We start from the raw sequence: 13297 nt of genomic DNA on the forward strand, positions 1-13297 counted from the left end.
GGGAGAGACAGCATGCGCAAGTTGATTTCCCGTCCGGATGAAGGCACACGGCAAGCCGCCGTGCTGTTCGTGCAGATAGAAAGCCCGGTGCCCTCGGTGAATGCATACGGGCACCGTCACTTCGACGCCGCCCGCGAGATGGGCCTCGCGTGCCTCACCGCCGTGATAAGGCCGGCGGGGTCGGCCGGCAGCGCGGAGCCCGAGCGCGACGAGGTGTGGCTGCTCGGGACGCTCACGGTGGATTCGCTGCTCGCGCTGCTCGAACGGCTCGACGCGCGTTACGACGTCAAGGCGATGTTCTGCCATGCGGGGCAAGCCTCGATGCTCGGCGAAGTCGGCGCGATCGTGGCCGAAGTCTGCCGGCTGACCGGCCGGGTGCATTCGGAGGCGGAGGCCGTGGCGGCCTGCAACAACAAGTTCCTGATGCGCTCGGTCTTGCAGCAGCGCGGCGTTCGTTCGGTCCGCCATGCTCTGTGCAGCGATGCCGCCGCGCTGCGCGAGGCGGCCGCGGAGGTGGGCTATCCGCTGATTGCGAAACCGCCTTATGGCGCGGGTTCGGCTTCTTGACACGGATATCGCCATCCTCGAGAGCCAACTGGATCGCGAACGCGACTACACGATCGAGATCCATCAGTTCCGGGTGTTCGCGGAAGGGGGCGCAGTCAGTCCCACTACATCGGGCCTCCACCAGGACGGGCTGGATTGGGTCTGCATGCATTTCATCGGCAGCCGCAATATCCAGCCGGTCGTCTCGGAGGTCCACGCTTCGAAAGACTCGGCCGCGCCGCTGTGGGCGCACGCACTGGACGGCTTCCTCGACACCGTGATCGTCGATGACGCCGCGCTTTTCCACAGCGCCAGTGCTGTCCGGCAGGCGAATCCGGACGAACGGGCGTTCCGCGACATGCTGCTGGTTTCCTTCCGTGGTGCGGAGGGGCGCGCATGAGCAGTGGACCGATTTCCTCCCGAAGCGTCCCGTCCGGCTTGACGCGGGTGTATGTCTGGCTATCGTTCAAGACCGTCTCCGACGTCAGTTCCACCATGATCAGCATCGTGCTCGCCGCGTACGCGTTGACGGTGACGGATTCGGCCGCGCTGCTGGGCCTCGCGATGGCCTTGCGTCTGCTCGGCTCCGTCGCTGCCGGAGCCGCCATGCCGCGGCTGCGCGGACTCTCGCGGCGCACGATGATCTTCGCGGCGGAAGCGGGCAGCGGACTGGCCATCGGCGTGCTGGCGGTCTCGTCGCCGCGCGCGGATGCCGTGCTGATCTACATGGTGCCCTTCCTCATCGGCTTCTTTCAGGGCATCTACCGCGTCTGCATCATGTCGGAGGTGCCGGAGATGGTCGGGCAAGCGGGCCGGCATCGCTTCAACGCGATTCTCAGCGCCACCGATGGCATCGCTGTCGTGAGCGGCAGTCTGATCGCGTCCGTCGTCACGCAGGCGCTGGCTTACAAGACCGTCTTTCTGATCGATGCCCTCACCTTCGCACTGTCCGCGCTCGTCTTCGTGACGCTCGTGGGCCGCATGCCGCGCCGGCGCCTTCCTGCGCCGCCGGTGCGAAGCGAGGGCGTCAAGCCAGCGGTCGCAATGCGGCATCTTTCGACGCTCGTGATGTTCGTGATCGGCGCGCGCTTCGTGGAGGCGTTCGGGTCGGGCACGCATAACGTTGGCTTTCCGATCAAGTCCCAGGTGTTCGACATCCACCAGCCCGTGTTTCTCTACGGCTGGCTGATGGCGGCATGGGGCGCGGGACGGCTCGTTTCGGCGGCCGTGACGCCGCGCGTGCTCGAACGGCTCGAAGGGCGTAACCGGTCGCTCGAACCGTACTTCATCGGCTTGCTCATGCTGACCTTCGCCTGCTTCCTCGGCGTCTTCGAATGGCATGGCATGGCCGGCATGCTCGGATTCGTCTGGCTGGCCGGCATCTTCGACGCCGCCACGGAAACGGTCTACTACTCGCTGCTTCAGTCGGCGCCGGCGGCGTCGCGTGACCACGTCATCGGCACGTCCTATGTCGTGGAACGGACCGGACTCGGGCTGGGCATGCTGACGGTCGGGCTGGCGTTCTCCAGTCTTGGAACGGAGGCTGCCGCCGCGCTGTTCTACGGCGGGTCGATCGCGCTGGCCGGCCTGGCATTCGCGGGCGTCAAGCAACAGAACAGGCGTCGCAGCCGATTGCCCTGACCATCCCGCCACTGCGCCATAAGCGCTACAGGCTCGGCGCTTGCTGATTTCTTCTGCCTATGAATCACGCATCTTCAGGGGGAAGCGATGAGAATCACAGACTACGATCAGCGTGTCGAAGAACTCCAGCTTGCGATGTCGGACGCGTTCGAATCGCGCAAGACGCCTGCCGTCAGCGTGCTCGACGAAGAAGACTCGGTGGTCATCAACGTATCGTGGGTGACCGAAAGCGGTCGTGACACGACGCTCGATTCGCGTTGCAGCGCATCGGTCCGCTTCACGACGGCGCAGTTGGAGCGCTATTCGTCAGTGGACATTGGCCGGCGCAAGATCCTTCAGGGGCGGGTGGCAGAGGGCTTGCGCCAGGCGTTCGCGCGCTCCGGCAGTGCGCAGCCGGAACCCGGCGCGTGTTCCCTCGAACTGCGCGCCGACGACGCCTGGTTCGACCCGCCCGCAACCGCCACCTGAAGCGCTGCCGGCCTACATGCCTTGCGCGCCGGCGTTGCCGGTCGCCGGGCGGGTCGAGCCGTTTGCATTCCCGCCGTTCAGACGCGGCTGCATGCCGCCGGAGCCCGTCGTTGTGCCTTTGCCGGCGGCGTTCGTGCCGTTGGCCGTTCCGCCTACGCCCGTCTGGCCCGCGCCTGTGGCATCGTCGGCAGGCGCGGTCGAATGCCTGGTCGCCGCGCTTTGTCCCTTCGACGGTCCGTGACTCGCGCCGGGCTGCGTCTGGTCGGCGGCGCAGGCGGTGCCGGCGAGGCCCAGCATCAAAAGGGACAGCGCGAATGTTCTGCTTGCGTGCATGACAAGTCTCCATGGGATCGGGACGCCCGCCACTATGCGAGGCGCGGTCCTCATCCACGCGCAAGCCGCGTTCCGGTTCGCCTATTCGAGACCTTCGTGCTCGAATGCCAGCTTCACAGCCGGCCGCTCGCGCATGCGCTCATAGAACGCCTGCAACGGCGCGGGCGCGTCGATGCCCACTTTCTTCGCCCACGTCAGCATGGTGAAGAGATAGGCGTCCGCGACGCTCGCCTGATCGCCGAACAGGTAGTCGCCCTTCATCATCTTCGCGACCAGTCCGAAGCGCTGGCCGATCTTCTCGCGCCCCGCCGCCGCCTCCGCATCCGACGACGCCTTGAACACGCGGCCGAACTGCTTGTGGATCTCGGTGGAGATGAACGCGAGCGTTTCCAGCAGGCGCAGTTGACCGTCCTCGCCCGAGGGCGCGAGTTGCGGCGCACGCTGCGCCACCCACGCGAGAATGGCGATGTTCTCGGTGAGGCGCCGGCCATCGTCGAATTCGAGGACCGGCACGTAGCTCTTGGGATTGATGTCGTCGAAGGCCTGGCCGTCTTCCGTCTTCTTGGTCTTCAGATCGACCTTCACGCGGTCGAAGTCGATGCCCGCTTCGTGTAGTGCGATGTGATCGGCGAGACTGCACGCGCCGGGCGTGAGATAGAGTTTCATTGCGGCTCCCTGGGTCGTGACCGCTGCATGCGGCAACGTCCGATGCGCGAGCAAGGCCCATGCCGCCCATGCCCATGTTCGCGGTCGGAAAGGGCGCGCAGGTATGATATCGGCCGTTAATCGCAGATGCGCCTGTATGCCGCGATTCCCGACGCGTTGGCGTCATGACGAAGCGGCACGCTGTCGCCGACGGTCGCGTTCCCCGCACGCGCATAGCGGGCCTCCCCATGTTCCACACACCCGATACCGAAACACTCCGCCTGTGCAGCGTGCTCACCAGCATCGCGTTCGGGCTCGTCTTCGCCCTGTTCCGTTTTGGCGGCCGCCGCGAACCTTACTTTGCGCACTGGTCGGCGAGCGCGTTCCTGTACGCGGCCGTGCTGATCGGCTTCGAGGCGGCGCGCGGCCAGCTGTTCGTCACCAGCCTGCTGATGGGCGCGCTCGCCGCGACCAACATGCTGATCGTCTCGGGCCTGCGCGCCTTCGACGGCAAGCCGCCGTTCCGCCCCTGGATGCTCGCGCCGGTCGCGGGCTGCGTCGTGGTCCATGTGCTGCCGGCGCTCGTCGGCGCACGCGGCCCCGGCCTGGGCGCATGGACGCAGGCGGGCGACACGGTCGCCATCGCCGTCTCGGCGGCCTTGGCGGGCGGCATCCTGATCGCGAGCGGACGGCGCGAGAAAAGCCGCGCGCGGCGCATCGCGGGGCTGGCCATCCTCGGTTATTTGCCGGGGTATGCGGTCGTGCTCGCGGCAAATCTTTTGATCACCCCGCGCATCAACTATCTCGCGCTGATCCCGATGCTCTCCGATCAGCTGTTGCTGGGCGTGCTCAATCTCGGACTGCTCGCGATTCCCGCCGAACGCGCGCAGCAGCGGTTGCGCGACGCTGCGCTGCGCGATCCGCTGACGGGCGCCTGGAACCGCGCGGGTTTCGACCGGCAGGCGGGGCGGCTGGCGTCGGCGGGCGCGACGGTGCTCGCCATCGACCTCGATCACTTCAAGCAGATCAACGACCGTCACGGCCATCTCGCCGGCGATACCGTGCTCATCGAACTCGCGCGGCTGGCGGGCGCCGAGGTGGCGTCGCTGGGCGGCGCATTCGGGCGGCTGGGCGGCGACGAGTTCGTCGCCATCCTGCCGGCCTCGCGCGCGCCGGATGCGCAGGCTTGCGCGAGCCAGATCCACGAGGCGTGCCGCAAGTACACCGAAGGCATGCCGGAATGGACGACGAGCATCGGCGTGTCGCAGATCATGGCCGGCGAGACCGGTCATCAGGCGGCGCTGCATCGTGCCGATGGCGCGTTGTATCGCGCCAAGCTGACGGGGCGCAACAAGCTGACCGCCTGACGCTTTGATTGCGTTCAGCAATGCTGCAACGCGCTCGACAAGTCCGCGATCAGATCGTCCGGATGTTCGAGCCCGACCGACAGCCGGATCAATCCTTCCGACACGCCCGCCGCCGCGCGCACGTCCGCCGGCACGCCTGAATGCGTGGTGGACGCCGGATGGCAGACCAGCGATTCCGTGCCGCCGAGACTCACCGCCGACCTGAACAGCGACAGCCCGTTGATGAGCCGGAACGCCTGCTCGCGGCCGCCGTCGAGCACGAACGCGAAGGTCGAGCCGGGGCCGCTGCACTGGCGCCGGTACACGGCCTGATACGCGGCGTCTTCGATCAGTTCCGGATGCAGCACCTTCACCGGCCGGAACGGATTGTCCGCGAGCCAGCGCGCGACTGCCGTGCCGCTGCGCGCGGCGCGTTCCATGCGCAGCACGAGCGTTTCCATCGAGCGCGCGATCATCCAGCACGAATGCGGGTCGAGCTGCGAGCCGAGCGTGCCGCGAATCGCGCGCAAGGTCTTGATGAGCCCCGCCGGACCGGTGATGCCGCCCGCCACCAGATCGCTGTGTCCGCCGATGTACTTGGTCAGCGAATACACGCACAGATCGATGCCGTGTTGCGCCGGCTTCTGGTAAAGCGGCCCGAGCAGCGTGTTGTCGCACACCGAAAGCGGACGGTAGCCGTGACGTTCCGCGAAGCCGTCGAGTTCGCGGCGCAGCGCGTCGAGGTCGAACAGCGCGTCGGTGGGATTGGCCGGCGTTTCGACGTAGCACATCGCGACCTTGCCGGTTTGCGCGGCGGCGTCCAGCGCCGCGCGCAGCGATTCGGGCGAGAGGCCGTCCGCGATCGGATGCGAATGCACACCCCATTCAGGCAGGAACTTGGACATCAGCGTTTCCGTGCCGCCATACAGCGGCACGGACTGCACCACGCAGTCGCCGGGACGCAGGAAGGCCAGCAGGACGGCCGCGATGGCCGCCATGCCGCTCGATGTCGCCAGCGCGGCTTCGGAGCCGTCGAACAGCGCGAGACGATCCTCGATGATCTCCAGGTTCGGGTGATTGAAGCGGCTGTAGACCAGCCCGGCGCTTTCGCCTTCGGGCAGCGGCTTGCGGCCCGCGACCATGTCGAAGAACTCGGCGCCGTCCTCGGCCGTGCGGAACGCGAAGGTCGAGGTCAGGAACACGGGCGGCTTGACCGATCCCTCCGACAAGAACGGATCGTAGCCATACGACATCATCTGGGTCTCGGGATGCAGTTCGCGGTCGCCGATCGTGCGCTTGTGATAGGTGCGGTAGGCCATGCTTCGCTCCGGCTGGGTAGAGGGGTGTTCTGGCTCATGCTAACCGGAACTATCGGAGGGCACGGTGCAGGGTCGATGCACGCCGATGGTGCTGCGTTGCACCATCACGCCTCGCACGGCGCACTATGCGCCGGTGCGGGAAAACTCCGTCAAAGCCCGCCGCACAAGGCTCTCAGCGCTTCAGACGCGTATGGCCCGGAAGTTGCCTTGAAAGAAGCCTCCGGTTCAATGGCGAGCCGGGGCTCGATGGCTTGACCGCTCGCGCGCTGCGCGACCCCGACAACGGCGTCCACGGATTCTGTCTCCGACAGCTTCCGGAGGACGCCTTTTTGTTTTTGAAGACCCGAACGATGGCGATGACGGCAAGAACGGTCGATACGGTGTGTCCGTACTGCGGCGTGGGTTGCGGGATGACGCTGCACGTCGAGAACGAGCAGGTCATCAAGATTTCCGGCAACAAGGATCATCCGAGCAACTACGGGCGGCTCTGCACCAAGGGTTCGTCGGCACACGTGGCGCTGCGCAAGTCGGGCCGGCTGGAGAAGGCCTTCGTGCGGCACGCGCGCCATGCCGATCCCGTGCCCATGCCGCTCGAACGCGCACTCGACGACACCGCCCGCCGCCTGCGCGCGATTCTCGACGCGCACGGTCCCGATGCGCTGTCGTTCTACGTCTCCGGCCAGATGTCGATCGAGGCGCAGTACCTCGTCAACAAGCTGGCGAAGGGCTTCATCGGCACGAACAACATCGAGTCGAATTCGCGGCTGTGCATGGCGAGCGCGGGCAGCGGCTACAAGCTGTCGCTGGGCGCGGACGGGCCGCCCGGCTCCTACGAGGATTTCGACCGCGCCAACCTGTTCTTCGTGACCGGCGCGAACATGGCCGACTGTCATCCGATCCTGTTCCTGCGCATGATGGATCGCGTGAAGGCGGGCGCGAAACTGATCGTCGTCGATCCGCGCCGCAACGCCACCGCCGATAAGGCCGATCTCTTCATGCAGATCCGCCCCGGCACTGATCTCGCGCTGCTGAACGGCCTGTTGCATCTGCTGCACGCGAACGGTCACACGGACGCCGCGTTCATCGCCGCACACACGCAGGGCTGGGACGACATGCCCGCGTTTCTCGCCGATTACACGCCGGAGAAGGTTGCCGCGCTGACCGGCATCCCGGAAAGCGATCTGCGGCAGGCGGCGCAGTGGATCGGCGAGGCGCCCGAGTGGATGAGCTGCTGGACCATGGGCCTCAACCAGAGCACGCACGGCACCTGGAACACGAACGCCATCTGCAACCTGCATCTCGCGACGGGCAAGATCTGCCGTCCGGGCAGCGGCCCGTTTTCGCTGACCGGACAACCCAACGCGATGGGCGGCCGCGAGATGGGCTACATGGGCCCCGGCTTGCCCGGCCAGCGTTCCGTGCTGGCGGAGGCGGACCGAGCGTTCGTCGAAGGCGTGTGGAAGGTGCCGCCGGGCACGCTGCGCACCGAGGTGGGCGGCGGCACCATCGACATGTTCGCGCGCATGAAGACCGGCGACATCAAGGCGTGCTGGATCATCTGCACGAATCCGGTGGCGAGCGTCGCGAACCGCGCGACGGTCGTGGAAGGCTTGCAGGCGGCGGAGCTCGTCATCACGCAGGACGCTTTTCTCGACACCGAGACCAACCGTTACGCCGACGTGCTCCTGCCCGGCGCGCTGTGGGCCGAGGCGGAAGGCGTGATGATCAACTCCGAGCGCAACATGACGCTCACGCAGAAGGCCGTCGAGCCGCCGGGCGACGCGCTGCCGGACTGGCAGATCATCGCGCGCGTCGCGTGCGCGATGGGCTTCGCCGACGCCTTCAGCTATGCGAGCGCCGCCGAAGTCTTCGACGAAATCACGCGCTTCGCCAATCCGCAGACCGGTTATGACCTGCGCGGCGCCAGCCACGCGCGGCTGCGCGAGACGCCGCTGCAATGGCCCTGCGCGCCGGACAGCGGGCGCGAGCGCAATCCCATCCGTTATCTCGCCGCCGATGCATCAGGCCTCCGATTCGCGACGCCGCACGGCAAAGGCGTGTTCTTCGCGCGTCCGCATGTCGATCCGAAGGAACTGCCGGACGCGGACTATCCCGTCGTGCTCAATACGGGCCGCCTGCAACATCAATGGCACACGATGACCAAGACCGGCAAGGTCGCGATGCTGAACAAGCTGAATCCGGCGCCGTTCGTCGAACTGCATCCGGACGATGCGGCGGCGCTCGGCGTGACGCAGAAGGATCGCGTCGAGATCCGCTCGCGGCGCGGCCGTGCGGTGCTGCCGGCCGTCGTGAGCGAGCGCGTGCGTCCCGGCAACTGCTTCGCGCCGATGCACTGGAACGACATGTTCGGCGATGACCTGTGCATCAACGCGGTCACGAGCGACGCCGTCGATCCGCTTTCGCAGCAACCGGAACTGAAGTTCTGCGCCGTGGCGCTGAGCCGCGTCGAAGCAGAAGTTGATTTCAATTCCCAACCCTCGCAGCAGGAAACCCCCATGTCCCGCCTCGACGCCCTTTCCACGCTCCTCGGTATCGGTGAGGTCGCAGCACCCGCGCTGAGCGACATCGACCGGCTGTATCTGGCGGGCTTCGTCAGCGGACTGCGTTCAGGCGGAAGTGAAGCGCGCGGCGTGCCCGTGCTGCCCGCCAACGCGCCGTTCAGCGCCGCGACGCGCGTCTGGGTCGATGGACTGCTCGCCGGATTGTTCAGCCGTGGCGAAGCGCCGCCCCTGGTAACCCACACCGACGCCATCGAGCCTGAATTGCAGATCGCGCATACGCGGCCCAAGGTTGCGTTGCTGTGGGCGTCGCAGACAGGTAATGTCGAATCGCTGGTCGAGTCCTACGCCACGCAATTGATGGAATCCGGCTTCGAGATCCGCACCGCGTGCATGTCCGACTGCGCCGTCGCGAGCCTTGCGAAGTCGCACTATGTGCTGCTGATGACCAGCACGTTCGGCGATGGCGACGCGCCCGACAATGGCCAGGACTTCTGGTCCGCGCTCAAGGCCGCCGATGCGCCGCGCCTCGAGTCGCTGCGTTACGCGGTGCTGGCCTTCGGCGACACGAGCTACGACGCGTTCTGCGGCCACGGCCGCCATCTCGATGCTCGCCTGGCCGAGTTGGGCGGCGAGCGCCTGCTGGCGCGGACCGACTGCGACACGGACTTCCAGACCGCCGCCGATGGCTGGCTCGCGCGGATCATCGCCCGCATCAAGGACGACGACGCGGCGCTGCACGCGGTGCCCGCGCAGGGCGCGATTCCCGACGTGCTGAGCCCAGGCGTCGCGAGCAAGGCGCGTCCGGCGCCGTCGCGGCTGCTGCGCAACGTGCGGCTGAACCGTGCGGGCGCGGCCAAGGACACGCGCTCCTTTGCGTTCTCGACGGCAGGCTCCAGCCTCGACTACGAAGCCGGCGACGCGCTGGGCGTATGGCCGACCAACTGTCCTGATCTCGTTGGCGAAGTGCTCGGCCTGACGAAGCTCCACGCCGATGCGCCCGTGCACGTCACAGGCGCGGGAGAAATGCGGCTCGCCGATGCGCTGGCCACGCACTACGAGATCGCCCGCCCGAGTCCGGAGGCGCTGAAGCTGATCGCGGCGCGCACGCCCGGCCCCGCGCTGAAGCAACTGCTCGGCGACGAGCGCAAGAATGAACTCAAGTCCTGGCTGTGGGGCCAGCAACTCGCCGATGTGCTGCACGAGCATCCCGCGTCGCTGTCGGCGGATGAACTGCTCGGCGTGCTCAAGCGCATGCAGCCGCGCCTGTACTCGATTTCGTCGAGCCCGAAGGCGCATGCGGGCGAGGTGCATCTGACCGTCTCGGCGGTGCGCTACGACAATGGCCGCCGCAAGCGCAAGGGTGTGTCATCGACCTTCCTCGCCGACCGCGCCCACGACGCCGACGTGCCGCTGTTCGTGCAGAAGAGCGCGCATTTCCGTCCGCCGCGCCAGGGCGATACGCCGATGATCATGGTCGGTCCCGGCACCGGCGTTGCGCCGTTTCGCGGCTTCCTGCACGAGCGTCGCGCGCGTGGCGATACGGGACGCAACTGGCTGTTCTTCGGCGAGCAGCATGCGGCCACCGACTTCTACTATCGCGAGGAACTCGAAGGCATGAGCCGGTCGGGCCTGCTGAACCGTTTCGACACGGCGTTCTCGCGCGACCAGCACGACAAGGTCTACGTGCAGGACCGCATGCGCGAGCAGGGCGCCGAGCTCTGGTCGTGGCTGCAGGACGGCGCGAACTTCTACGTCTGCGGCGATGCGAGCCGCATGGCGAAGGACGTCGATGCCGCGTTGCGCGAGATCGTCGCGCGGCACGGCGGACTCACCGACGAGCGGGCGGCGGAGTATGTCTCCACGCTCGCGCGCGACAAGCGCTACCTGCGCGACGTGTACTGACCTGAACGGCAGGACATCGCGTTGAATGCCGTTACACTCCGTGCTCACGGTTCGGAAAGTCGGAGCATGGAGTGAAGCGAATCCTCATCATCGGCATCGGGGCGGGCGACCCGGAGTACGTCACGGTTCAGGCCATCAACGCGCTCAACCAGGCAGACGTGTTCTTCGTGATGGACAAGGGCGAAGCGAAAGCGAAGCTCATCGCGCTGCGCCGCGAGATCATCGAGCGCTATGTGAAGGAGCGCGCATACCGGATCGTCGAGGCGACCAATCCCGAGCGACGGCGCGATACCGCCAGCTATACCGATGCCGTCGATATCCTGAACCGCGACAAGCAGGCCGTGTTCGAGCGGCTGATCGGCGAGGAATTGCGCGACGGCGAATGCGGCGCGTTTCTCGTTTGGGGCGATCCCTCGCTCTATGACAGCACGATGCGCATCGTCGAGGCCATCGTTGCGAGCGGGCGGCTGGCGTTCGAGTATGAGGTGATTCCCGGCATCAGCAGCGTGCAGGCGCTGGCGGCGAAGCATCGCGTGGCGCTCAACGCGATTGGCCGCGCGGTCGAGATCACCAATGGCCGGGGCATCGCCGAAGGCTTTCCCGAGCGCGCCGACAGCGCCGTGGTGATGCTCGATGCGCAGAACGCGTTCCGGCAACTCGCGCACGAGGATCTCGACATTTTCTGGGGCGCGTATGTCGGCACCGACGACGAGATCCTCATCTCCGGCCCGCTGCGCGACGTGATGGACGAGATCGAGCAAGTGCGCGCCGAAGCCCGCGCGCAGCACGGCTGGATCATGGACACTTATCTGCTGAAGCGCCGCACGCCGTCGCGCGACTGACACGGAGGCCCTACTTGAACCGCATTCTCAATCTGTTCGATCTCACCGGACGCCGCGCGTTGATCACCGGCTCCAGCACCGGCATCGGCTTCGCGCTGGCGCGCGGTCTCGGCGGCGCGGGCGCGCAGGTCGTGCTCAATGGCCGCGATCCGGCGCGCCTCGACGACGCGCTCGGTCAACTCCGCGCGGAAGGCATCGCGGCGCAGGCTGCGCGGTTCGACGCGACCTCGCCGGAGCAGGTGACTGAAGCGGTCGCGCGCATCGAGGCTGAAAGCGGTCCGATCGACATTCTCGTCAACAACGCCGGCATGCAGCGCCGCGCGCCGCTGGAAACGTTCTCGCACGAGCAATGGCGCACGCTGATGCAGACCAACGTCGACAGCGTGTTCCTCGTCGGGCAGGCGGTGGCGCGCTTCATGATCGGACGCGGCGCGGGCAAGATCATCAATGTCTGCTCGGTGCAGAGCGAACTCGGGCGGCCGAACATCGCGGCCTACACCGCCACGAAGGGCGCGGTGAAGATGCTCACCAAAGGCATGGCGATCGACTGGGGTCCGCACGGCATCCAGGTCAACGGGCTCGGGCCGGGCTATATCAAAACCGAACTGACCGACGCGCTCGTCAACGACGAAGCGTTCAGCGCGTGGCTGATCGGCCGTACGCCATCGCGCCGCTGGGGCGAGGTCGAGGATCTCGTCGGCGCGGCCGTGTTTCTCGCCAGCGACGCGTCGCGCTTCGTGAACGGCCACGTGCTCTACGTGGACGGCGGCGTGACGGCGACGCTGTAGGGCCGCGTACGCCCTGGCGTTAGTCGAACGCCGCGCGATTCACCTCGACGAATTCGCGCACGGTCTGCGGCGCGCGCCCGGTGATCTCGCCGATCACGCCGTCCGCGCCCGCAAAGATGCCGTTCTGATAATCGACGGCAATCGCGACGAAATGCTGGATCAGGAATTCGGGCAGCTCGTAGTGCTCAAGATGCTTCCGATAGTCGTCGAGCGACGAAGGTTGATAGGTGACCGTGCGGCCGAGCGTCGCGCCGATTTCATCGGCGATCTGCTGCTGACTCATCTCCACCGGCCCGCACAAGGTGTACGTCTTGCCGATATGCCCTTCAGGCTGCGCGAGCACGGCCGCAATCAGGCGCGCCTGATCTTCGGCGGCAATCGGCGCGTGACGGCCTTGGCCGTAGGGCAGGGTGATGACGCCGTCGCGCACGATCTGGTCGCGCACCCACGGGAACACCAGCCATTCGGAGAAGAAGGTCGGACGAATGTGCACCACAGGCACGCCCGACCAGTCCAGCACCCGTTCCGCGATCCAGTGATCGCGCGCCGCGTGGCTCTGCGAATCCTCGCGCGCTGAAATCTGCGACATCTCCACGACCACGCCGACATTCGCGCGCCGCGCTGCATCGGCGAAATAGGCGGCGGCCTGGATATAACCGGGGCGCACCGGATAGCACAGGTAAGCGCCATCGACGCCCTGCATCGCGCGGATCACGTCGTCGTGTTCGAGCAGATCGCCTTCCACAATCTCCGCGCCGGCTTCGCGCAACGCTTCACTGCGCTCGTCCTGCCGATGCACGAAGGCACGCACCGCGTGACCCTGATCCAGAAGTTGACGGATGGTATGGACGCCGGTCTTGCCCGTGGCGCCGGTGATGAGATAAGTGCGTCGTTGCATGATGCGTTCTCCGGGGTTGAAGTGTATATGCACTTTTGAGGCGTAAT

12 protein-coding genes are annotated in these 13297 nt (G+C 66.7%); 8 read left to right on the forward strand and 4 right to left on the reverse strand.

The features are described from left to right. Positions 1-12: 12 nt before the first annotated feature. The 4 genes from QCE63_RS14815 to QCE63_RS14830 all read left to right on the forward strand — a co-directional run bounded on the left by QCE63_RS14815 (position 13) and on the right by QCE63_RS14830 (position 2655). Positions 13-567: a hypothetical protein gene (locus QCE63_RS14815; RefSeq protein ID WP_309834005.1), complete on the forward strand. Its 555-nt coding sequence runs from the start codon at positions 13-15 to the stop codon at positions 565-567. Continuing rightward, positions 545-946, forward strand: a complete 402-nt coding sequence (locus QCE63_RS14820; RefSeq protein ID WP_309834006.1) for a 2OG-Fe dioxygenase family protein — start codon at positions 545-547, stop codon at positions 944-946. Before QCE63_RS14815 ends, QCE63_RS14820 begins: the two co-directional genes overlap by 23 nt. Beyond that, positions 943-2187: an MFS transporter gene (locus QCE63_RS14825; protein WP_309834007.1), complete on the forward strand. Its 1245-nt coding sequence runs from the start codon at positions 943-945 to the stop codon at positions 2185-2187. Before QCE63_RS14820 ends, QCE63_RS14825 begins: the two co-directional genes overlap by 4 nt. Positions 2188-2274: 87 nt before the next feature. Further along, complete coding sequence (locus QCE63_RS14830) at positions 2275-2655, forward strand: DUF3022 domain-containing protein (RefSeq protein WP_309834008.1); 381 nt, start codon at positions 2275-2277, stop codon at positions 2653-2655. A gap of 12 nt (positions 2656-2667) precedes the next feature. Here the strand turns inward: QCE63_RS14830 and QCE63_RS14835 are convergent, their stop codons facing one another. Then, positions 2668-2988 carry a hypothetical protein gene (locus QCE63_RS14835; protein WP_309834009.1) on the reverse strand — a complete coding sequence of 107 codons (321 nt, stop codon included), beginning with the start codon at positions 2986-2988 and terminating at the stop codon, positions 2668-2670. Between the two features lie 81 nt (positions 2989-3069). Beyond that, positions 3070-3654, reverse strand: a complete 585-nt coding sequence (locus QCE63_RS14840; protein WP_309834010.1) for a glutathione binding-like protein — start codon at positions 3652-3654, stop codon at positions 3070-3072. A gap of 227 nt (positions 3655-3881) precedes the next feature. On the opposite strand from QCE63_RS14840, the gene QCE63_RS14845 reads away from it, so the two are divergent. Then, entirely contained in the window at positions 3882-5000 is a 1119-nt protein-coding gene (locus tag QCE63_RS14845; protein ID WP_309834011.1) for a GGDEF domain-containing protein, read from the forward strand. 14 nt (positions 5001-5014) lie between these two features. Here the strand turns inward: QCE63_RS14845 and QCE63_RS14850 are convergent, their stop codons facing one another. After that, the gene (locus tag QCE63_RS14850; protein WP_309834012.1) at positions 5015-6298 is read right to left on the reverse strand and encodes a cystathionine gamma-synthase family protein; all 1284 of its coding nucleotides are present in this window, start codon (positions 6296-6298) and stop codon (positions 5015-5017) included. Between the two features lie 356 nt (positions 6299-6654). Between QCE63_RS14850 and QCE63_RS14855 the strand changes: the two genes are divergently transcribed. The 3 genes from QCE63_RS14855 to QCE63_RS14865 all read left to right on the forward strand — a co-directional run bounded on the left by QCE63_RS14855 (position 6655) and on the right by QCE63_RS14865 (position 12352). Continuing rightward, the gene (locus tag QCE63_RS14855) at positions 6655-10722 is read left to right on the forward strand and encodes a bifunctional nitrate reductase/sulfite reductase flavoprotein subunit alpha (RefSeq protein ID WP_309834014.1); all 4068 of its coding nucleotides are present in this window, start codon (positions 6655-6657) and stop codon (positions 10720-10722) included. A 71-nt stretch (positions 10723-10793) separates the two neighbouring features. Further along, positions 10794-11564 (forward strand): precorrin-6A synthase (deacetylating), encoded by a 771-nt coding sequence (gene cobF / locus QCE63_RS14860; protein WP_309834016.1) that lies wholly within the window; start codon positions 10794-10796, stop codon positions 11562-11564. A 14-nt stretch (positions 11565-11578) separates the two neighbouring features. After that, positions 11579-12352 (forward strand): SDR family oxidoreductase, encoded by a 774-nt coding sequence (locus QCE63_RS14865; RefSeq protein ID WP_309834018.1) that lies wholly within the window; start codon positions 11579-11581, stop codon positions 12350-12352. A 19-nt stretch (positions 12353-12371) separates the two neighbouring features. Here the strand turns inward: QCE63_RS14865 and QCE63_RS14870 are convergent, their stop codons facing one another. Beyond that, entirely contained in the window at positions 12372-13250 is an 879-nt protein-coding gene (locus tag QCE63_RS14870; protein WP_309834020.1) for an NAD(P)H-binding protein, read from the reverse strand. Positions 13251-13297 lie beyond the last annotated feature (47 nt).

This window comes from Caballeronia sp. LZ065 (genome assembly GCF_031450975.1).
Classification (GTDB): domain Bacteria; phylum Pseudomonadota; class Gammaproteobacteria; order Burkholderiales; family Burkholderiaceae; genus Caballeronia.